Here is a 19,947-nt window from a genome sequence, read left to right as displayed (position 1 = left end):
TTCAAAGCAGTTAGGAGCATTGTCATTAATCCGCTTCCCTAATCAACTCAACCTTCTATGCGATGATATCATGCACGACGTGACCGTGAACATCAGTAAGACGGTAATCACGACCTTGGTGGCGATAGGTTAATCTTTCGTGATCAATCCCCAGGAGATGCAGGCAGGTGGCGTGGAAGTCGTGGACGTGAACTTCGTCCTCAGTGACGCCAAATCCAAATTCATCGGTGCTGCCGTAGGTGAAACCTTTTTTCACACCGCCTCCTGCCATCCAGATACTGAAGCACTCTTTGTGATGATCACGGCCCGGTGGTGTTAGCTCACCCGTTCCGGCATTATGTTCCTGTACCATGGGGGTCCGGCCAAACTCGCCACCCCAAATGATCAGCGTGTCATCCAGCATGCCCCGTTGTTTTAAATCGGTGATAAGTCCTGCACAGGCCTGATCGACGGCCTCGGCTTGTCGTGGCAACGCACCATAGATGTTGGCGTGGTGATCCCAGCCTTTGTTAAAAACCTGGACGAAACGAACCCCTCGCTCAACCAATCGCCGGGCAAGCAAACAGTTTTTAGCAAAGTCCCCTCCTTGGCCATCGTGATCGAGGCCATACATATTTAAGATGTGTTCCGGCTCTTCATTTAGACCGGCGAGTTCGGGAACTGAGGTTTGCATCCGGTAAGCCAGTTCATACTGGGCAATGCGCGTTTGGATTTCCGGATCCTGGTAATGATTGTAGGCGTGGTTGTTGAGTTGGCCGATGGTGTCGATCACATCACCTCTCTGTTCCATGGAAACCTTTTCCGGATTATCGAGATAGAAGAGTGGTTTTTCCCCCGTTCGAAATAGTACTCCCTGATGCTTGGATGGAAGAAAACCGCTGCCCCATCCTGCCGGCCCGGAATTGGGTGGTTTGTCTTTCAGCACAACATAGGATGGAAGATCCGAGTTTTCCGTTCCCAAGCCGTAGGATGTCCAGGCTCCAAAGGTCGGTCGACCAAAGCGACCGTGTCCGGTGTGCAAGAACATCTCTCCCGATCCGTGATTGATCTCGTTGGTTTTCATGCTACGGATCATCGTCAGCTCATCCGCAACGGTGGCCAGGTGAGGAAACAACTCCGACATGATCATACCCGACTCACCTCGGGGAGCAAAACTGTAGGGAGACTTGATGACTCCCGCATCCGGAGTGATGAAAGCAAATTTCTGGCCGCGCGTGATCTCGGGTGGGAGACTTTTACCAGCCCACTTATCCAGCTCGGGTTTAGGATCAAAAGTATCCATCTGGGACGGACCTCCCACCATATGCAGAAAGATTACACGTTTCGCTTTGGGAGTGTGGTGAGGAAGGCTGGACGTGTCCTTCGTAGCCTTGCCGAATGGGGATGCTGTGAGCTCCTTGCTCAGCAGATGAGATAGCGCAAGCGATCCAATTCCCAGCGTTCCTTGTTTCAGGAACTCTCGTCTTTTGATGCCTTGGATGTGTTTAGAAAAAACGTTCATGACTTTGAAAGGGTCTCGTCGAGATTCAGTATCACTTGGGCGACTGAGAACCAGGAGTTGTGTTTTTGATAGAGAGCGAGCAAAGCTGCTGTCTCGTCCTTTGAAGGTTTACGCGATACCGCTGCTCGGAATGCTGCGACTACTCTGCTCTCATTATCTCCAGGTTGAGTAACAATCCAATCTGCCAAGGTGTGCGCTGCCTCAACATATGAAGGATCATTGAGCAGATTGAGAGCCTGGACGGGGGTATTGGAGCGATCCCGATTGACGGTGCAGACGGATCGCTCAGAGCCATCGAAATTCAGAAACATGGGGTTGGGATTGCCGCGTCGCAAGAAAGTATAGAGTCCTCTGCGGTATCGATCTTCGCCCTCGGAGGTCGGATAGTGCGTAACATCTGCGGTGGAGATTTGATTCCACAGACCCTCCGGCTGAGGAGGATACACGCCAGGTCCGCCCATATTGTCTGACAGCAGACCGGAGATGGATAAGAGATTATCGCGAATTAGCTCAGCGGAAAGTCGGAAGCGTGGTCCCCGGGAAAGCCACACATTTTGCGGATCCTGTTGGATCTTTTCAGCCGAAGCAGCAGAGCTTTGTTGATAGGTAGATGACAGGACGATCGTTTTGATCATGTCCTTCACGGACCAGTCGTTCTTGACGAACTGAATCGCCAACCAGTCGAGCAATTGTGGATGACTTGGGAGCTCACCTTGCATACCGAAGTCTTCTGGTGTATTGACAATTCCACGACCAAAGATCTCCGCCCAGATGCGATTCACGACCACGCGGGGCGTCAGCGGATTATCCTCGTCGACCAGCCATTGGGCCAGGCCCAGTCGATTCGGTGGTAGATCGGGATCCAAGGGATGCAGGCTTTCCAGAACACCGGTTTCAACCGGATCACCTGGCGCGGTGTAGTCCCCTCTCATCATGATGTGGGTTTGGGATGGCTCCATGGAATCCTGCATCACCATGGAAGCGGTCTGGAGCTCGGTCAATTGCACGCGAAGATCTGCTACTCGCTTTTCAAGCAAGGCTTTTTCCGAGGAGGTTACACCCCGCACTTGATCGAGCATGATGTAGTGACCTTCGTAGGGACCACTCCCGTAGGCCGTGATCTGAATTTTATCAATACGTGTCCAATCCACCGCTGCGGTGGACCACTCAGGCTTCTTGAAATCTGCCAGGGGAGCTACGACCTTGATCCAGGTTTCGGGCTCAGATTCCATGGTGGAAAACCCGAAGACACTCGCCTGTCTTCTGCCCGAATGAACCTGAAGGTTAAACTGACTGACCATGTCGGTATTGATCCAGAAAGAGATTTCGCTGTTGCCGGACAGATCACTGCTGGGAATGGGAAAGCCGGTTCCAAAGAAGCCTTTGGTTTCCGTTACTGGTTCCGCCACAATTTTGCCTGCAAACGCTCCTCCACCTTCCGGCACATACTCTACCACCGAGGTAGTGGCTGGTCTTGTTGCAATGTGCTTTTTAAAAGGGTCGGTTCCTTCAAAGTTCAATAGAACCACTTCTTCACTCACGACCAGGCTTGAGTCTTCTTCACTCCGTTCCACTAAAGCCGCTATTCGCTCTTCTACTAAGGCGATTTCTCGTTCGAGCTCTTGTCCCTTTTGCTCGTCCGCCTCATTTGCATATACAAGCACATCTCTTCCGATGAAATGCTTGCGAAACATGCCATCACCTTGTTGATCGAATTCGCGAATGGCCTTATTGAAAAAGGCGTAGAGTTCGTAGTATTCCTTCTGAGAAATGTCATCGAACTTGTGATCGTGGCATTGAGCGCACTCTAGAGTCAGACCTAGCCAGACTGCCCCGGTGGTAGCCACTCTGTCATGCAACACATTGGCGCGCACTTCAGGAACCTTTGTGCCTCCCGAAAAGTTTACGGGCACATTTCGATTAAATCCGGTCGCGATCAACTGACTACTCGTTGGCTCCGGCAGCAGATCGCCCGCCAGTTGCTCAATAGTAAACTGGTCAAATGGCATGTCCGCATTCAAGGCATCCACCACCCAGTCACGATAGGGCCACATGGTCCGCAGGTCATCGTGCTGGTAGCCATTGGAATCCGCGTAACGAGCCAGGTCCAACCAACCGCTGGCCCATTTCTCTCCGAAACGAGGTGACTTCAGCAATCGGTCAACGTGCGCCTCAAAATTCCTTTTCGTTGGTTTCTTTTCAAAGGCCTCGACTTCCTCCACCGAGGGCGGGAGACCTATAAGGTCAAGATAGAGGCGTCGCAGCAAAACCGCTGGGTCTGCCTTGGGTGCTGGTTTGAGGCCCAGCTCTTCCATGCGACTCAGGACATAGTAATCCAGATGACTACTAGTCCACCTGCGGGTTTTCACTCTGGGACGTTTCGCTAACTTCGGATCCTGATACGACCAATGCGCTTCGTATTCGGCTCCATCCTCGATCCAGGCTCGTAGATGGGCAATTTCCTGCTCACTCAAGGGATCACCCTTTGGAGGCATACGCAAATCAGGATCATCTGACATTACCACATCCAGGATCCAGCTCTCGTCGGGATTACCTGGCACAAAGATATCGGCTCGAATCGCACTCTCACGTTGATCGAGTCTGAATTCCGCCTCGCGCGTTTCACGATCCGGTCCATGACACTTGAAGCACTTACCTGACAGAATCGGACGGATATCACGACTGAAGCTGACAGAGTCCGATTGAGCATGAAGCGAGGAAACACCCAGTAGCAACAGGAAAACCCGAAGCTTCTGAACCAAACGTGTTGCGATAGGTTGTGTCATTAAAATTCCCCTACAGCTTCTTAATTTGGATGTTTCTCCAGCGACAGACCGCACCGGGGGCCCAACGCTCCCGACTATTGGGACTGTCATGAACTTCGAGGGCTATATGCCCCTTGCTTCCGAGTCGCTCTTTCAGAAACTCCGGATCAAATCCATCGATATGGTCTCCCAGTTTGGCCGTATCAAATTTTGCAATAGGTACCCCATTGATCCAGGTTTCGATAACCGGTATCTTTCCTACACAACGTACACGTATGGTATTCCAGTCATCCAGTTTCCATGCTTTAAGAAAGTCTTCTATCGGGGCCGCGTATTCCGGCTTGAATTGCGGTCTATCCAGATGTCCTTCCCGGAGGTTGGTGACTTTATAGTTCGCTTGTTCGTCTCCGTTGATCACGAAGGGGAATGCACGAAATCCCCAAAGACCATTTCCAAAAATGCCTCCCATGGCTCCGTTCGGGCGGTAATCGAGCAATATCTGAAATCCAATGGTTCCAACTTCATGGGCCCGAATCATAATTCCGGTATCGGTTGGAAAGTCCGGCCGGGCTTCGAAAGTCAGGTCGAAGTCTCCATACTTCTTATCAGACATTAGGTAGGCACCCAGAACCGTTCCTGGAACCTGGCCACCGGTAATCGCTCCATCCTCAACTTTCCACACTCCGAGGTTGTAGACTTTGGAACGCATGTAGGCTTCAGGGTGCTCCCGGTGATGCTGGACGACAGCATCCTTTAATCTGCCGGATGGAATCTTGTCGAATTCCTCCGTTCTGGGAGCGTAGAGGCGTGGAATGGCGTGCCAGCCATCCAGGGTCTTGCCATCGAACAGGGAGATGGTCTCCGGCTTTTTGGAACAAGCAGTGAGCGATAACAAAGCCGCCAAACCGAATATCGATAATGGCTTAATGAAATGTGGAATCAGCATTAGAGTTCTTTGATAAAAATGTTTTTCCAACGTACCTGAGCCCCCGGCCACCAGCGTTCCTGGCCTTGAGGATCCCTACGACCATTGTTGTGGACTTCCAGAGAGATGTGGCCCCTGCCACCGGTCATTTTCGCGATGGCTTCCGCATCATAATTCGGCCATTCGATTTCGGCCAAATCCAGCACGGCGATCTTGAGTCCGTTTACCCAAGTTGTCACGGTCGGAATGCGGCCTTCGCAACGCACCTTAAAGGTGTTGAATTCTCCGACTTTCCAAACCTTCAGAAATTCCTCTACGTCCACGGCATACTTGAGAATGGCCCGAGTCTGGTCACGGAGTTCTGCACGACCTTTATTCGGATCCGCTGAAATGACCCGAATCGGAACGCTGTCCTCATCCACAATGGCATCGATGGCAAAGGACATGCCATGGATACCGGCCAGACCATTTCCGTAAAATCCTCCAATCCCACCTTGAGGACGAAAGTCACATAAAACCTGAAGTCCGGGACTCCCGCCCGGCGCTGTGCGAATTAGGAAACCAGTGTCGGTTCTCCAGTCGGGTTTCATATCGATCAATAACTCGAAATCGTCGAACGTTTCCTCCGAAACCAGATAGGCCCCCACCCCACTGGCCGGCGGATCCTGCTCTCCCACAATGGCACCGTCGACCGCGGTCCACTTGCCGACGTTTTTGCGAGCGTTTTTTATCCATTCCCCATTGGGATCCACGTTAAAGGGAGCCCCAGGATACTTTGGAACGGGGAGCCGAGGCATCTTTTTCCAGCCATCCAGCGTTTTGCCGTCAAACAGGCTCCGGAATCCTTCCGGCGGCGTGTCATCGGGTGATTTGTGGTGATTGGCCGAGGCAGAGGAGAACACGCATACGGTCAACATCGTAGCCACAAATGGAAGCGCTCTTGAGAACAGGGTGCACGTAGATATAATGGAAGACATGTAAGCACTATATATAATAATGGCCGGAAATACTATCACACGATCGAGTGATTTGAAAGGAGGCTACACAATATCTTCCCGGATGGCTTTGGCCACCGCGGCAGTATTAGTTTTCACATGTAGTTTGTCGTAAATGCTACGGATGTGAGAATTCACCGTATGTAGACTGATGTCCAACTGGTCGGCGATTTCCTTTTTAATCAGGCCATCGACCATAATGGCGAAAGGACGTCCACCATCGAGCCGTGCGAAATCCGAGCCTTTGATCTGGGAGACTACCAGCTCTCTTGATAATCCCACGGATTCGGCAATTCCAGCTGCTACATCGAAGGGCGAGAACTCTTCACCTGTCATGTAGATACGTGATTGTGTACCATTGCCTGTTCTCGAATTGTAAAATGCTGCCTGGAGAGCCATGTCAGAGGAACAAAGGACGGTGATGTTCTCCGCAGGGGAAACAACCAATCCACCCGCTCTTGAGTTTGCAGTCTTATCCCAAATCATGACCGAGGTTATCAGATCCTCTCCGGATATGACCTTCAGAGGATCGGTTGCGTGGTCGGACCGATTAAGAATCCATTTTGCAACATGAGCACCCTGCCCACCATGAGCGAGCACTCGTAGTTTGTTCTCATAGGAAGGAACTTGGGCGTTCAGTGGAAATGGAACTGTGATCGTTGGGATGTAGGGAATCTCGTGGTTTACAAGTATGGTAAACGTCCCATCGCCGTTATCGTAGGCGGCTGTTCCGTCAGCAGAACCCGTGTGGAAGTAACCGTCGAACATCGGTTCGCCATCCGCAGCGGTCACAATCGAATAAAAATCGATGTCAGAATTCTCTGCGGTGGGAACCACAAATGGGGCCAGGTTCGTTCCCGGACCAGTTATTTGATCCGCAAAACAGATCTCAAGGTTGAAGATTGTTATTAGGAATGAGGAGAGTCCAATAACTAGTTTATTCATAGTACCAGGTCATTGGGAATCAGCACATCAGTCAAACTTAGAATAAGTGATATTTATGAAATATAGTTTCGGAATTCCATTAGGTTATCACCTCAACTAGAGGCGAAACTATGACTGCTCTGGTCCAAGCAAAATCCTTTACGGTCGCAATCGAGGATAAACTGATGACTCGAAGGTCGAGAGCTTATTCTGTTGGGCAAATACTCTCTTAATGGTTTACCGGTGAATTCGCAGCTGAGACTCCACAGAGCAAACAAAGGCTTAAGCCCCAAAGGCCATTCCTCTAGTTTTTATAGTAAAACGATATTTGCATAGCCTCCCTGAAGCCTTGGATAAAGGATTCTAAAAGCTATTCCATGAAAGCGCTTCTTTTTTCCTTAACCCTGCTATCCGTCCTCTTGCCAAGTGGACTTTCAGCAGCGAAATCCCATTTTGACGGACGCTGGCAACTGGTTCCAGACCGAAGCTCCGCTCTCGATGGTTATACCAACATGCATCTAGTCCTCAAAACGAATGGGGAAACCGTGGATATAACGCACGATATGCGTTGGCGAACCACTAGGGTCGTGGAAACGAATTCGGTAAACACGCGCAAAGTAGTCAAAATCCCCATTTTTTTCCGAATCGAGCAGCGGCACATGGCCGTCTACCCTCCTAAGGATTCGGAAACGCCCGTTTCAGCAGAATGGCTAGACGAAGGTCGAACCCTGAGAGTCGAAGCCCTGGTTCCTGTAGAAGTGTCTCAAGGGGATGCCTCGATACGTATCTATAGTGAATACCGGATTGGAGTCGGCGGAGACACACTCACGCTGATCGAACTTCATTCAACACGGAACAACCCGCTTGTTTATCGGTTTACCAAACTTCCGGAAGGAGACAGCTCACGCCCATAGTGATCATGAAAGCTTTTCTAAGAACTTCACTTCTTTCTGTTTTAACTCTCACGACGCTGTGGGCCTGCTCACAGGCTGAGCCATCTAAGGATGCTTATGTCATGCGTTTCGATGGCGACTGGAACACGGCAGGTGGCATGCCCGAAAAAGCCATGCTTGTGAGTCTTCAGGGCTTGGCCAATCGTGACGAGGCTCGCCTCTACATCGTTCATCCACCCGACTTCCAATGGGAGATTACAGAACCCCTCTACGATTTCTACAAACGGAAGCATGGCATCCGATTCGAAGAAGTAGCCACAGCCGATGAAGCTTTGGGTCTTTTCAAGAAGTACGCCAAAGGCTACGTGGTCTGGGACAAGGACATTGGAACGACCTCCAACGTAGCTTTCACCATTGCCGGTCTCGAAGACGCAGTAGTGGTCACCGAGGACTTAATTCCTTTAGTGAAAAAACATGGGCTAAAGCTCATCGACGATCTACGAGGCCGCTACACCGGTCAGACGCATGCGGAAATCTATGCCGATGCCATCGAGCGCTATTGGGATCAATGCAACCGGGATAAAATTTTGCTTATGGGTGGTCATCGCGGCCGCGTCATGCAACCGGCCATGGCCGATTGGGGGATTCGCGAAAAGATGTTCTTTCATGAACTGTCGGCTGACCCGGAAGAAGCCGACGAAGTGGCCCTCAATCGAAAATTACTTGAGGACCTAAACGTCGGAGCCACCGTCTTCGGATGGCATCCTTATGGAACGGATACTGAGGAGCAGTCTACCATGCTCCTTTCGAGCTACGGCCACAAAATGGAAGGACTGCACAATCTTCCAAATCTGAGCTACAACTGTCAGTTTGAGTTCACCAAAGGCTTTAAGTTCACCAACAACCACCATGTCGATCTCGATGCAAAACTGGAGGCGGAGCAGAAGGTCTACATGTCCTTTGTTCAATCTGACAGCATCGGCATTGGCGTTTGGACCAAACCAGGACGTGGAAAGCTTCCCTTTGCCTGGCAGGTGACCATGAACTGGACCAAGTTCTCCCCTGCGGCTCTCGAGTATTTCCATGAATCAGCGACTCCCAACGACTACTTCATCGGCGGATTATCCGGCCCCGGCTACATGTATCCGAACAACATCCCCAAAGATCGCTTCCCGGTCCTCATGAATGAAGCCAAGGAAATGATGGAGATTCTCGATGAACATGTCATGGAGATCATGGATAACTCCGTCGCTGATGGAAATGTAGGAACGGTCGATCTGTGGGAAGAAACGGTTGATGCTTACTACAAGGCATTCCCTGATGTCATTGGATTCATCAATGGTTATGGCCCAGCACGCACACGGGACCTGCGAGGAGATCAGCCCATGATTTCCTACGATTACTATATCGATCCTAAGCGCCCGCGCGAGGAAGTCACTGCGGACCTCAATGAGCTCATCGCTCTCAATAGCAACCTGCCCTATTTCTTGCTCGTCCACGTGCGAGAGTCAAACGATGTCAACAGCCTGGTCACCGTGGTTGAAAACCTGGAAGGCCCAGTCGAAGTGGTCGCCCTCGACAAATTTCTCAAGCTGGCAGCCAGTAACAAAACCTACGTCACGCGTTACCGTCAGGAAGATGATCCGGTACACTTTAAAGGCTATTAAGTTTAGTAGTATCTATTAGTTCGTTCTAGTTGTAGTTGTGGCGCCCTCTTCTTTTAGAGAGCGTCATGTTTTAAAGACCCCGGGACGGATAAGAACGGGATTGGCAATTCATTTTATTGGTAGGACAAGAGCGTCCCGCTCTGCCGCCATAGCCTGCACAAATACACGGCAGAGCGAGGACGCTGTGAATGGCACTACCTTAAGGCACATTTCGATGAATTCGTGGGCCGTTTACATTCCAATGGGGTCAAACCTTGAATCGGTTGACTTCGCAAGCTTCGTCAAGATTACAAGGAATGACCCCAACGCCGGTTTCGTATTAAATGATCTTCATAAAATACGCTTAAGGTAGTGCCATTCAGAACGCTCTTGCCCTACCCTTTTTTAACGTGCCAATACCTGATCCGATATCGTCAACGTATTGAAATCAAGGGTACGCTCCAGGCGCCCATGAGTGATGGTTAATTTCCGGGAGCCTTTCTCCGCGTTCAGATACGGTCCCTCGAATAATTTCCACTTCGAATAATCGATACGTTTCCCATTCACCGAAGGCGTTTTTCCAAACTCGAATACCAACTGCTTTCCACGGAGGGTTCTGAAGGTCACTTTTGGAGACGAATTGAGTCGCACTTCAAGTGGGAGCTCACGAATGGTCTGCTTGAAGTGATCAAAGCTCTTGAACTCAGATACTGAAGCGGCCTGAACGATCGTGCCATTTTTAAGATGCGGACTGACCAGGACCTGGCTACCGCTTTCAACTCGCTCATAGCGATAACCATTTCCAAGATTTGGAAGACGTGCGTACGACATATGCGCCTCCCAGCGATAAGGCGCCATTGGATAGTAGGCTAAATAAGTATCTCCTCCCTCAGCAAAAATCCAACCCGACGCATCTTCGGTCATATGCTTAAGATCCTTTGAGAAAAATCCGTTCACTTGTTCAAAACGCGTTCCTTTGGGAATATCGTAGAGCGCAATGATCGTATCCTCGACCTGAACAACCTGCTCGTAAGGTGAACAGCCTAACAACTTATCTGCCACATCATAGGAGGGTTTTCCTTCCGCGGCCACAGCGGTGACCATGGTATCGGGACGCACATTGAAGTAAGTCTGCATGCCTTTTGAGGCTGAGTATGGGTGAACTGAAAACATCGTCGGATGAATGCCACGCGGATCTGGCGTTGCCCAGGTCACATCCCACACGTGAGTTTGAATAGGATCGGCCATACCACCTTGGTAGGAACCAACCGCATAGTCATCGGTGATATAGGTTGTTTTGTAGACCGGCATTTTTCCTACATCGCTGTAACGCCATTTGTGGCGAGAACGCTTGAGATCACGCTGCTCAAACGGCCCTTCACGATCCATAGCTATTCGGTAGATGACCTCGGGAACTTCGTAGTTCTTTGCCACGAGTGAATAATAGTTGCCCCAACTGAATCCTCGTATGGGCGGCGTATTGCCGAAATTGAGCCAGGAAAATACAGACGCCAGGCTGTTCCATCGTTCTACAATTGCTCTGTCATCTGAACGGGCATTGGGGCCACGAAGAATTCCATTCAAGGTATTGGCGGCGAGACCGGCATACAACCAATCCAAAACCATCTCTCCACGAATACGCATTTCCGGATCTTCTGCCCAGGAAAACAAAAAGAGCATGGGGATCGAATATTCAGCCATGTAGTTGGTGGGGTTAAATTCTCCCTGACCAATGGTCGTCATGATATCCATCCAATCGATAAGATACTCCCGTGACTCCTCCAGGTTCTCCTGCGAACTCTTTCCAGTATACCAGGTCTCACCCGGCTCATCCGCATACAGCTCGGATACAAGATAAAGCATGGTGTAATACATGGCGAAATGGTTTTCGGTGTCACCACGTAGTTGATAAGCTGAACGCCAAGTCTCTCGTATGGCTGCGTGAGCCTCATCGCTAAGCAATTCCTTTCCAGTAAAAGTAACGGCCACCAAAGGAAGCATCCAAAACGGCCCTGAGCCGGGTGTCTCCATTATTTCAATGACCCGTGCCGAGCATTCCTCCAACTTCCGCCCCAACAGCAAATTCGCAGATACCGAGGATAGATCCATTTTCTCAGAATCACCCCGTTCAACCACATTGGCCCGCCACTCGATCACTTCGTTTACACGATCCAGGTATTCGGACCTGCGTTGAGCAGCATCCTCAATCACTTCCAAACTCGGGTGCGGTCCTTCGTAGGATCTTTGAGAGAATAAAGACGTAGCAAACCATCCGATCAGGAATATCACTGTAGAGAAGACTTTTATTTTACTTAGCATCGTTTGCTCCCCCTTTCTTCAGAAACACAAAGCTATTAATGGCCGACCCCTCCAAGCCTTCCCTTTGCCAAGTCCGCCCGAAGTCGCCCGAAGCGTATAAAGCATTCTGATACACACTAGCATAGAGACGCCCTGTATCAGGGTGAACTCCTACCCGCCACACACGATGTGGATCCGGCAACCCTTCATTTCGATAGGTCCAGCTACCTCCACGATCTTCCGAAGTCATCATTCCATAGGTATAACTTCCGATCGCCAATCGTTTGGGGTCCGTGGCATCAAAAGTAATATTGTAGAGAGCGGCATCGCCAGGAACATCGGGAAATTGTTTCCAGGTTTTCCCCCCATCGATGGAAGCCCATGCCGCATCCCCTTGAGTCACGGCAGCCCAGGTATCGGGATTGTGGGGTGACTGTTGCAGGTCATTGACCGTTTCCTTCGTTTTCAAAACCCGACGCCAGGATTTACCTCCATTCGTAGTCATATAAATCCCCGATTCACAACCCGCCAGAATGCGCCCCTCGCGTGAACGATCTGTTTCAATGGTCTGGGTGTACTTTCCACGATCGGGAAGGCCCTTCTCAATGGGCGACCATGTCATACCTTGATCAAATGAAGCAGCAATTCCGCCAGGATGGGCCAGATACACAGTGTCTGGATTAAAGGGATCTACGCAGATGTCCTTTGGCTCAGTAATGTCCCAGCTGGTTAAGATGCGCCAATTCTCACCTCCGTCCAATGTCCGCAGGGCTCCATTTAGAGCGGCTGTATAAAATACATTGTGATCGCGCGGATCAAAGGACACCTGAAAAATACTCGGATCATTAATGCCTACATGCTGCCACTCACCCGACTCAGTTTGAAGATGAATGCCACTGGTGGTGACAATCTTCGAACCGATTACGTAGTTTTTGTTTACGGCAGCACAAACATAGAAGTCGTGATTGGCAGTCTGAGCAACTGCCTTCGCACACAAGGCTCCACAGGCTAGTAAGATAATTAGAAATGGGATGGGTCTCATAGTGAAAGAAGAACCGCTTGATCTTCAAAGCTTCTCTAGTAGGAGTAAAGCGTTCACTGTTTCGATTTGAGATATACCGTAAAATGTATGGACTTTGGACGACTGAACCAAACTCGGCAGATTTTACTCACAGAACATCGACGGCATCGCGAGGACCAGCCGCCGCCAATTCGCTGTGACAGGGCACGCGCGATTGCCCTACCACAATCGACACTAAAGGTAGGGCCACTGCATCCCTGCAGTGCCGTAATCAATATAATTAGCATATGAAGACCCAAGCTGTCGTATTTACTGGCCCCAACCAAGTTTCCTTCCAAGAGGTCAATTGCCCTGAACCAGGCACTGGAGATATCGTGGTCAATATCACCCACTCCTGGATCAGCAATGGAACCGAAGGATCTTATCTACGTGGAGAACGAATTGAGGGGGACACACCTTGGAGACCTGGCGACCCAACTCCCTTCCCTGTCGCAGCTGGTTATCAGAAAGTTGGAATTGTCGATTGGGTCGGGTCCGAAGTAAACGACCTGGTTCCAGGAGACTCCGTTTTTGTATCCGTCAGCAAAATCGACAACATGTTTGAACCACGCGGCGGCCATATTTCCCCTTCTGTTTCCGGAAGAGGCGCAGCCATAAAGATTCCCCCGGGACTGGATCCGGTCGCTTATTCAGGCTTGGTTTTAACGCAAGTAGGTTACAACTGTGGTGAGCGACCACGCATCCAAGCAGGAGAACCAGCAGTGGTGGTAGGAGATGGACTCGTAGGTCAATGGGCTGGCCAGATGTTGGCCTCCCGAGGAGCAGAAGTCATTATGATTGGTCGCCACGAAGATCGGCTTGCTCACTTCAAACAAGGCGAAACGATGCTAGAAAATCAAGGCGGCTGGGTGGAAGCCATCAAAGAGAGATTTCCAGACGGTATCCAAGTAGGCGTCGATACAGTAGGTTCATTAGTAGTGATGGATCAACTACGGGATAGCATGCGACGGTTCGCGCACCTGGTGTCAGCGGGTTTCTACGGTACCGAGGATTGCATGGCGCTGCAGCCCCCCCGTTACAAAGAACTTTCCATCGACCTGGTCTCAGGAGCTACTCCTGATCGCCTGGAGCAAACCATGGACTTGGTCGCCAAGGGCACCCTGGAAACACTGCCACTCATTACGCACCGGTTTCCCGTTGCTGAGGCGGCAAAAGCCTGGAAACTCATTGAAACAAAAAGCGAACCGGTTATGGGGGTAGTTCTGGAGTGGTAATGAAAGCGATACAATACATTGAAAAAGGCCGACCCGAAATCGTCGAACTGCCCATCCCTGAGCCAGGCGAAGGGCAAGTTCTCTTAAAGATAGAAGGCATTGCAACCTGTCCGCACTGGGACCTCCATATAATGGATGGCATTTCCATGGTTCCGGGAGGTACGGTTGAATACCCATACACACCCGGACAACCCGGGCACGAAGCTATGGGCGAAGTGGTTGCCGCAGGACCGAACTCAGAACCATTTACCATCGGTATGAAAGCTGCCCTTTGGCAGGACCAAGCGGGAGCTCCACAAGGATGTTATGCGGAATACGTCGTCGCAGATATTGGGAACCTGTTGGAGATACCAGCGAGTTTAGCACCTGAAGAAATCGCATCCCTGGAGTTGGCGATGTGCATCCAGGTTTCGTTCGATCAGATCCTAAACGTGAAGGCCATTGAAGGTACTCGCTTTGCGGTAGCCGGATTAGGGCCAGCCGGATTATTGGCAGTTCAACTGGCCAAGACCTACGGAGCGAGAGAAGTGATAGCGTTTGATCCCACCGCATCCCGACGTGAACTAGCAAGCAGCCTGGGCGCCGATCGTGTTCTGGACCCAACTAACGAAGAAGCTTTTCCGCACAATCGGTTTAGCCCAGAGGCGATTGATTTGGCCGTGGATTGCACGGGCCTCAAGATTTCGGTCGAATACCTCATGCATCGGACGGTGGACGTAGTCGCATTGTTCGGTGTCCTTCGCGACAATGTAGATTTTGGTTTCACCCATTGGTGCCGCGGACTTCACCTGGTTGGCTACGGAGCTCACAATCGAGCTGCGGCAAGGACTGCCCTAGCTCATATAGTGGAAGGCCGTCTACGACTCGATCCTCTGATAACCGCCACACTTCCGCTGGAGCGATATGCCGAAGGGGTAGAGATGCTGAGGAATCAAGAAGCGATTAAGGTCTGCTATACGCCATAGGCAGGAACCCTACTACGAAATGCGCAAAAGGACGCGAAAGCGGTTCTCCAATAAATTAGAATAACGAGTTTCTCTGGCCCCTCTTAGAACCTAATTAAAGTTAATATTGAACAGAAGGCAACGGAGGTAACAGAGATTTTGAGTGCAGACATTCTTCGCTCCCTTTGTTTGCTTCTGTTCAAGATTGGTAGAGCGGCGGAGCGAGACGCTCTTGCCCTACCTTTTAGTGCGTATAAATCGCAAAGGACCCCGAAGAAAGAATCACTCCCTACACGACAAGCTATAAGCTTGAGGCATTGACTTTAAAACCGTTCTACCGTTTCAAAGTTATTCGATCAGATCCTTAACTCAAGAAGGTCACATTACTACCACTACCCTATGAGCATACCAAAACTACCCCGTCGCTTATTTATAAAACTGCTAGGCCTGGCGTCCCTACCCTTCGCCTGGGCACGGACCAGCAATGCGCAGAATAATTCATCTGCTACCTCTTCTTCGAGCACTTTCAAAAGCAATTGGCAGCGAACAAAAGACAGGACCTTCCTGGGAGAGTCCTTCTGGGCGAATCCCATGGAAGATTGGAGCGTTTCCAATGGAGCCGCTGAAACTAGAACCGGTGGTGGTGACCGCAATATACAACTCATCACGCACCAACTGGAAAATACGAGTGGCAGTTTGGAAATGTCTGTTCACGTCCAACGCGTTGAAGGCGGAAAGAAAGACGGGGGCGCCGGTTTCCGAGTGGGCCGAAAAAGCGAGCTCAATGAGTACCGCTCCAATAGTTTTTCTAACGGTGGCGTGGATGCAGGAGTCATCAACGGCCAACTTACACTGGGAAAAGCAAGCAAGGCTGTTCGCGTTGATCCTTCCGCCGGCTATCTGCTTCATCTAAAAGGTGAATCGCAAAGCAATGACTACAAGCTGACTCTAAGCGTTTCCACTGCACAAGGCTCACAGATCGCTAGTCTCTCCACATCGGTTGAACAAAATGCCGTACTTGGCAATGTGTCTCTGGTCAGTAATTTCGATGCAAAGCTGAAAAATGAACAAGGAGCTCGCTATGCCTTCAAGCACTGGGATGTTTCCGGCGATGCATTCACCGTTCGTTCAGAACGCAAGTTTGGTCCGATCCTTTGGTCGATGTACTCACTTAGCGATTCTCGGAGTGACGAAGGATTTGTCCTAAAACTGAGTGCGCTTTCAGGTCCGTTGGGACCAGACAGCAACCAGGAGGTAGAATTGCAGATTCAAAAGAATGGTCACTGGACAACTATAAGCACGGCCAGCTTCGACGAAGATGCCTGGACCGCAATCTTCCGCATTCCTAACTGGAATGAAAAAGAGGAAACAGCTTTCCAATTGGTTTACCGTGAAGATCACTCAGATGGCTCCACTAGTGATCATATTCGTTCTGGCATAATTAAAGCCAACCCTGAAGACAGACCGCTTCGCCTGGGTGCACTTACCTGCCAAAAGGACTATGGGTTCCCCTACGAACCTGTGGCCAACAACTTGGTTAATCTCGATCCTGACCTACTCTACTTTTCCGGAGACCAACTTTATGAGAACCACGGAGGATATGGACTGATTCGCAACCCGGCTGGATTGGCCATTCACAACTATCTCCGTAAGTTTTATATGTTCGGGTGGGCGTTTGGAGAATCCATGCGTGATCGCCCCACACTATGCATTCCTGACGATCATGATGTCTTTCATGGAAACATCTGGGGCGAAGGTGGCGCAGCCATGAAGAATACCGCTGGTGGGACTTCCAGCAAAGGCGGTTATATTGAACCCGCTCGTATGGTAAATGCCGTTCACCGTACTAACGCCGGGCATCATCCTGACTATTTTGACCCGACTCCAGTCAAACAGGACATCAGTGTCTACTACGGAGATATGGTCTACGGCAATGTGAGCTTCGCCATTCTGGGAGATCGGCAATTCAAGAATGGTCCTGAGAATGTGGATACCGGCCCTGGTCGCGCTGATCATGTCCCGGATCCAGACTTTGATACATCAACCCTAGACAAACCCGGGCTTAAACTCCTTGGAGATCGCCAGGAAGCCTTTCTCAAACATTGGACCAAGGATTGGCGCGGTCATGAAATGAAAGTCCTACTCAGCCAAACCGTGTTCGCTGGCATGGCTACGCATCATGGAAAAGTTAATAACTATCTCAAAGCCGATCTCGATAGTGGTGGTTGGCCACAGACAGCACGAAACAATGCGATAAATATTTTGCGCGAAGCGATGCCCTTACACGTGAATGGTGATCAACACCTAACATCCTTAGTTCAATACGGCGTCGACAATCAGCGAGACAGCAACTGGTCCTTTTGCGTACCCGCCATCTCCGCAGGTTATCCTCGTTGGTGGCGACCCGACGAACTTGGTATGCCGCACAAGAATCGTCCCCGTCATGATAATCCCAATACGGGTGAAATGAATGACGGACTAGGCAATAAAGTTTACGTCTACGCCGTGGGTAATCCGGAAGTTGGTAAAAAGAAAAACCGTTACGAGCTTGCCCACCAAAAAGCCAGTGGCTTTGGGCTTGTCACCATCGATACCGAGGCTCGCACCTACCATCTGGATTGCTTCAAGTTCATGGTCGATGCCACCGATAGCATAGCGTCCAATCAATATCCAGGCTGGCCCGTGACGATTCACCAGAAAGAGAATCGAGGAGAAAATCGATTAAGTTAGATCGACTAAGGAAGCTTAGGCGGAATGGGTTGAGCACTTGCACTCTCTGGATCGAATGAGGCATTCGTGACCAAATCCGCAGGTCCTACGCTCAAGGTTCCATCGGTCTTCACTTGAGCACGTAAGCCTCCTCGGCCACGCAACGCCCTGGTGGCGCCATCCCCAAACACTCGATTCATAGCCGGACAGGGGGCACAATGAATCGTACCCAGGAATCGTATACCATCTATTTCAAAAGGAACTCCGTAGAGAGCCTTCAGATCAACACCGGACACAATAACGTTTCTTCTCGTGAGCTCAGGGCCCATGGCCTCTGACAATCCAAGTATATCCCTCACTTCATCCCAAACCTCCTGACTAAAGAAAGTCACGTGCCCATTGTAGTCCGGGCGGTGCCGACAAAAGCGATCACCTTCGATACCGGAGCCCGCAATCACATTCACACTCGTTCTTGAGATCAGGTCCGCTCCACTTACATCCCTACCACTTACATCCCTACCACTTGCGCCGAATACTCGATGCTCAGGAGCAATGACCAAACCATGAATTTCGATAGGATAGCGACTCATGTAATAAAGGTTATGAAATTAGTTACATGAGACAAGATCATCGTGAAAATCAGTCGAGGATTTGAGAGAGCAATCACTTAAAGTTAGACTTCCCCAAATCCTCTCCCAGAATAAAAGCCAAGTACCACGATATTCATTATGAAATCCTTAAGACTCATACTCGGGCTCGGCATTCTTTTTTCAGGCCTCTCCTTTCAGCAAACCCTATTAGCCAATACTGCCATCGAACCCGTTCCGCGCCTAACACACTATTGGAAGAACCGTGATGACCTGGGCTGGATGGAGCGTCACGGCAAGATCCTGGTGAAAATCCAAAAGAACCCAGTAGATCTAGTCTTTCTGGGTGATTCCATTACCCATGGATTTGATAACCCAAAAACCGGCAATGCGGTTTGGAAACGGGACTTCGCACAATGGAATCCAGTTAACATGGGTTTTGGTGGCGACAAGACCGAGCATGTTTTGTGGCGCATCGATCATGGGGCACTTGATGGCATTGCTCCAAAAGTAGCCGTAGTTATGATAGGCACCAATAACTGGAGCGCTAATAAACCGGCTGAGATTGCAGAAGGCGTGATTGCCGTGTGCGATGCGATTCACAACAAACTGCCACAGACCAAGATTCTGCTTCTGGCCGTCTTTCCTCGCAACAATCCGGGTGAAGAGAAACGCGCTATTGTCGACAATACCAATGCGGTCTTGGAAAACCATAAGTTCCCCGAATGGGTGACCTACCTCGATATCGGACCGGCCTTTCTGGATGAGAAAGGAATACTAAGCAGGGACATCATGCCCGACTTATTGCACCCCAACGCGCATGGCTACGACCTATGGTCTGAGGCAATGCTGCCGACCCTTAGCGGTTTGATGGAAGAATAAGCAGATATTTAAGATCCACTCACTACACCGATATTAAAACATCGGCACTACGCGCCTGGATGACTTCGTCAACAAGATGGAGCAAAGCTCCAACAAGATTCGGTTGAGTTTCCACATGATTTGAAATATCTACAATTCATGGAAACTAAAACAACATCCCAAACAATCAAAGCAGCCTACGAAGTTCATAACGAACTTGGTCATGGTTTTCTCGAACAAGTCTATTAAACAGCGCTAAAACTCGTAATGGATGAAATGGGTCTCGATAGCAAAAGAGAACAAAAAGTTGAAGTGCTGTTTAGAAACCACCCAATTGGTCACTACTTCGCCGACATTGTCGTTTCTGACGAAATAGTTATCGAACTCAAGGCGACTAAAGAATTGCATCCAAATAATTCCACTCAACTCATCAACTATCTAAAGGCTGGACGATTCAAACAAGGACTTCTAATAAACTTCGGATCTCCTAAGCTAGAGATCAAACGTCTCTATTCAGACTAATTCCTGTTAGAACGTAGTTCTAGCCTGTTGCTGCGAAGCAGTATCAAGCGCAGCGTTGTTGATCTCATTCACAAACTGGTAA

Annotated in this window: 16 protein-coding genes; 8 read left to right on the top strand and 8 right to left on the bottom strand. The window is 50.1% G+C overall.

The window, feature by feature from the left end:
• Window positions 1-55: 55 nt before the first annotated feature.
• The 5 genes from GA003_06635 to GA003_06615 all read right to left on the bottom strand — a co-directional run bounded on the left by GA003_06635 (window position 56) and on the right by GA003_06615 (window position 6,672).
• Window positions 56-1,501: a DUF1501 domain-containing protein gene (locus GA003_06635; protein QXD29642.1), complete on the bottom strand. Its 1,446-nt coding sequence runs from the start codon at window positions 1,499-1,501 to the stop codon at window positions 56-58.
• The gene (locus tag GA003_06630) at window positions 1,498-4,287 is read right to left on the bottom strand and encodes a PSD1 and planctomycete cytochrome C domain-containing protein (protein QXD29641.1); all 2,790 of its coding nucleotides are present in this window, start codon (window positions 4,285-4,287) and stop codon (window positions 1,498-1,500) included. Before GA003_06630 ends, GA003_06635 begins: the two co-directional genes overlap by 4 nt.
• Before the next feature lie 10 nt (window positions 4,288-4,297).
• Complete coding sequence (locus GA003_06625; protein ID QXD29640.1) at window positions 4,298-5,212, bottom strand: DUF1080 domain-containing protein; 915 nt, start codon at window positions 5,210-5,212, stop codon at window positions 4,298-4,300.
• Window positions 5,212-6,168: a DUF1080 domain-containing protein gene (locus GA003_06620; GenBank protein ID QXD29639.1), complete on the bottom strand. Its 957-nt coding sequence runs from the start codon at window positions 6,166-6,168 to the stop codon at window positions 5,212-5,214. The genes GA003_06625 and GA003_06620 overlap by 1 nt, the downstream gene beginning before the upstream one ends.
• Before the next feature lie 63 nt (window positions 6,169-6,231).
• A complete protein-coding gene (locus tag GA003_06615) occupies window positions 6,232-6,672 on the bottom strand; it encodes a hypothetical protein (GenBank protein ID QXD30358.1) in 441 nt (146 codons plus the stop codon).
• A gap of 815 nt (window positions 6,673-7,487) precedes the next feature.
• Between GA003_06615 and GA003_06610 the strand changes: the two genes are divergently transcribed.
• Together GA003_06610 and GA003_06605 are read left to right on the top strand one after the other, a co-directional pair.
• Window positions 7,488-8,024: a hypothetical protein gene (locus GA003_06610; protein ID QXD29638.1), complete on the top strand. Its 537-nt coding sequence runs from the start codon at window positions 7,488-7,490 to the stop codon at window positions 8,022-8,024.
• A gap of 5 nt (window positions 8,025-8,029) precedes the next feature.
• Window positions 8,030-9,670, top strand: coding sequence for a hypothetical protein (locus GA003_06605; GenBank protein ID QXD29637.1), 1,641 nt, complete (start codon window positions 8,030-8,032; stop codon window positions 9,668-9,670).
• 384 nt (window positions 9,671-10,054) lie between these two features.
• On the opposite strand, the gene GA003_06600 is transcribed toward GA003_06605, so the two are convergent.
• Window positions 10,055-11,968: a hypothetical protein gene (locus tag GA003_06600; protein QXD29636.1), complete on the bottom strand. Its 1,914-nt coding sequence runs from the start codon at window positions 11,966-11,968 to the stop codon at window positions 10,055-10,057.
• Complete coding sequence (locus GA003_06595; protein QXD29635.1) at window positions 11,958-12,989, bottom strand: hypothetical protein; 1,032 nt, start codon at window positions 12,987-12,989, stop codon at window positions 11,958-11,960. The genes GA003_06600 and GA003_06595 overlap by 11 nt, the downstream gene beginning before the upstream one ends.
• 266 nt (window positions 12,990-13,255) lie before the next feature.
• Here GA003_06595 and GA003_06590 point away from each other — a divergent pair, with 266 nt between their 5' ends.
• The 3 genes from GA003_06590 (at window position 13,256) to GA003_06580 (ending at window position 17,916) form a co-directional block, all read left to right on the top strand.
• Entirely contained in the window at window positions 13,256-14,242 is a 987-nt protein-coding gene (locus GA003_06590; GenBank protein ID QXD29634.1) for a zinc-binding dehydrogenase, read from the top strand.
• Window positions 14,242-15,207 carry a zinc-binding dehydrogenase gene (locus GA003_06585; protein ID QXD29633.1) on the top strand — a complete coding sequence of 322 codons (966 nt, stop codon included), beginning with the start codon at window positions 14,242-14,244 and terminating at the stop codon, window positions 15,205-15,207. The genes GA003_06590 and GA003_06585 overlap by 1 nt, the downstream gene beginning before the upstream one ends.
• A gap of 378 nt (window positions 15,208-15,585) precedes the next feature.
• Window positions 15,586-17,916 carry an alkaline phosphatase D family protein gene (locus GA003_06580; GenBank protein QXD29632.1) on the top strand — a complete coding sequence of 777 codons (2,331 nt, stop codon included), beginning with the start codon at window positions 15,586-15,588 and terminating at the stop codon, window positions 17,914-17,916.
• A gap of 5 nt (window positions 17,917-17,921) precedes the next feature.
• Here GA003_06580 and GA003_06575 read toward each other — a convergent pair whose 3' ends face one another.
• Complete coding sequence (locus tag GA003_06575) at window positions 17,922-18,485, bottom strand: molybdenum cofactor biosysynthesis protein (protein ID QXD29631.1); 564 nt, start codon at window positions 18,483-18,485, stop codon at window positions 17,922-17,924.
• A 138-nt stretch (window positions 18,486-18,623) separates the two neighbouring features.
• Here GA003_06575 and GA003_06570 point away from each other — a divergent pair, with 138 nt between their 5' ends.
• From GA003_06570 to GA003_06560, 3 genes are all read left to right on the top strand, one after another.
• Window positions 18,624-19,364, top strand: a complete 741-nt coding sequence (locus GA003_06570; protein ID QXD29630.1) for a GDSL family lipase — start codon at window positions 18,624-18,626, stop codon at window positions 19,362-19,364.
• Window positions 19,365-19,502: 138 nt separating this feature from the next.
• Window positions 19,503-19,592 (top strand): hypothetical protein, encoded by a 90-nt coding sequence (locus GA003_06565; GenBank protein ID QXD29629.1) that lies wholly within the window; start codon window positions 19,503-19,505, stop codon window positions 19,590-19,592.
• A gap of 27 nt (window positions 19,593-19,619) precedes the next feature.
• Window positions 19,620-19,865, top strand: coding sequence for a GxxExxY protein (locus tag GA003_06560; protein ID QXD29628.1), 246 nt, complete (start codon window positions 19,620-19,622; stop codon window positions 19,863-19,865).
• The last annotated feature ends 82 nt before the right edge of the window (window positions 19,866-19,947 follow it).

The sequence above is a fragment of the Opitutia bacterium ISCC 52 genome (assembly GCA_014529675.2).
Classification (GTDB): domain Bacteria; phylum Verrucomicrobiota; class Verrucomicrobiia; order Opitutales; family UBA2995; genus UBA2995.
Note: the sequence above shows the minus strand (reverse complement) of the source record. Positions and strands in the feature narration are given on the sequence as shown.

Excerpts from the sequence above, each read along its gene's own strand:
- GA003_06600 (QXD29636.1), bottom strand. The coding sequence starts at position 11,968 with ATGCTAAGTAAAATAAAAGTCTTCTCTACAGTGATATTCCTGATCGGA.
- GA003_06620 (QXD29639.1), bottom strand. The coding sequence starts at position 6,168 with ATGTCTTCCATTATATCTACGTGCACCCTGTTCTCAAGAGCGCTTCCA.
- GA003_06565 (QXD29629.1), top strand. The coding sequence starts at position 19,503 with ATGGAAACTAAAACAACATCCCAAACAATCAAAGCAGCCTACGAAGTT.
- GA003_06625 (QXD29640.1), bottom strand. The coding sequence starts at position 5,212 with ATGCTGATTCCACATTTCATTAAGCCATTATCGATATTCGGTTTGGCG.
- GA003_06590 (QXD29634.1), top strand. The coding sequence starts at position 13,256 with ATGAAGACCCAAGCTGTCGTATTTACTGGCCCCAACCAAGTTTCCTTC.
- GA003_06570 (QXD29630.1), top strand. The coding sequence starts at position 18,624 with ATGAAATCCTTAAGACTCATACTCGGGCTCGGCATTCTTTTTTCAGGC.
- GA003_06580 (QXD29632.1), top strand. The coding sequence starts at position 15,586 with ATGAGCATACCAAAACTACCCCGTCGCTTATTTATAAAACTGCTAGGC.
- GA003_06560 (QXD29628.1), top strand. The coding sequence starts at position 19,620 with ATGGGTCTCGATAGCAAAAGAGAACAAAAAGTTGAAGTGCTGTTTAGA.
- GA003_06635 (QXD29642.1), bottom strand. The coding sequence starts at position 1,501 with ATGAACGTTTTTTCTAAACACATCCAAGGCATCAAAAGACGAGAGTTC.
- GA003_06595 (QXD29635.1), bottom strand. The coding sequence starts at position 12,989 with ATGAGACCCATCCCATTTCTAATTATCTTACTAGCCTGTGGAGCCTTG.
- GA003_06575 (QXD29631.1), bottom strand. The coding sequence starts at position 18,485 with ATGAGTCGCTATCCTATCGAAATTCATGGTTTGGTCATTGCTCCTGAG.
- GA003_06605 (QXD29637.1), top strand. The coding sequence starts at position 8,030 with ATGAAAGCTTTTCTAAGAACTTCACTTCTTTCTGTTTTAACTCTCACG.
- GA003_06585 (QXD29633.1), top strand. The coding sequence starts at position 14,242 with ATGAAAGCGATACAATACATTGAAAAAGGCCGACCCGAAATCGTCGAA.
- GA003_06610 (QXD29638.1), top strand. The coding sequence starts at position 7,488 with ATGAAAGCGCTTCTTTTTTCCTTAACCCTGCTATCCGTCCTCTTGCCA.
- GA003_06615 (QXD30358.1), bottom strand. The coding sequence starts at position 6,672 with ATGATTTGGGATAAGACTGCAAACTCAAGAGCGGGTGGATTGGTTGTT.
- GA003_06630 (QXD29641.1), bottom strand. The coding sequence starts at position 4,287 with ATGACACAACCTATCGCAACACGTTTGGTTCAGAAGCTTCGGGTTTTC.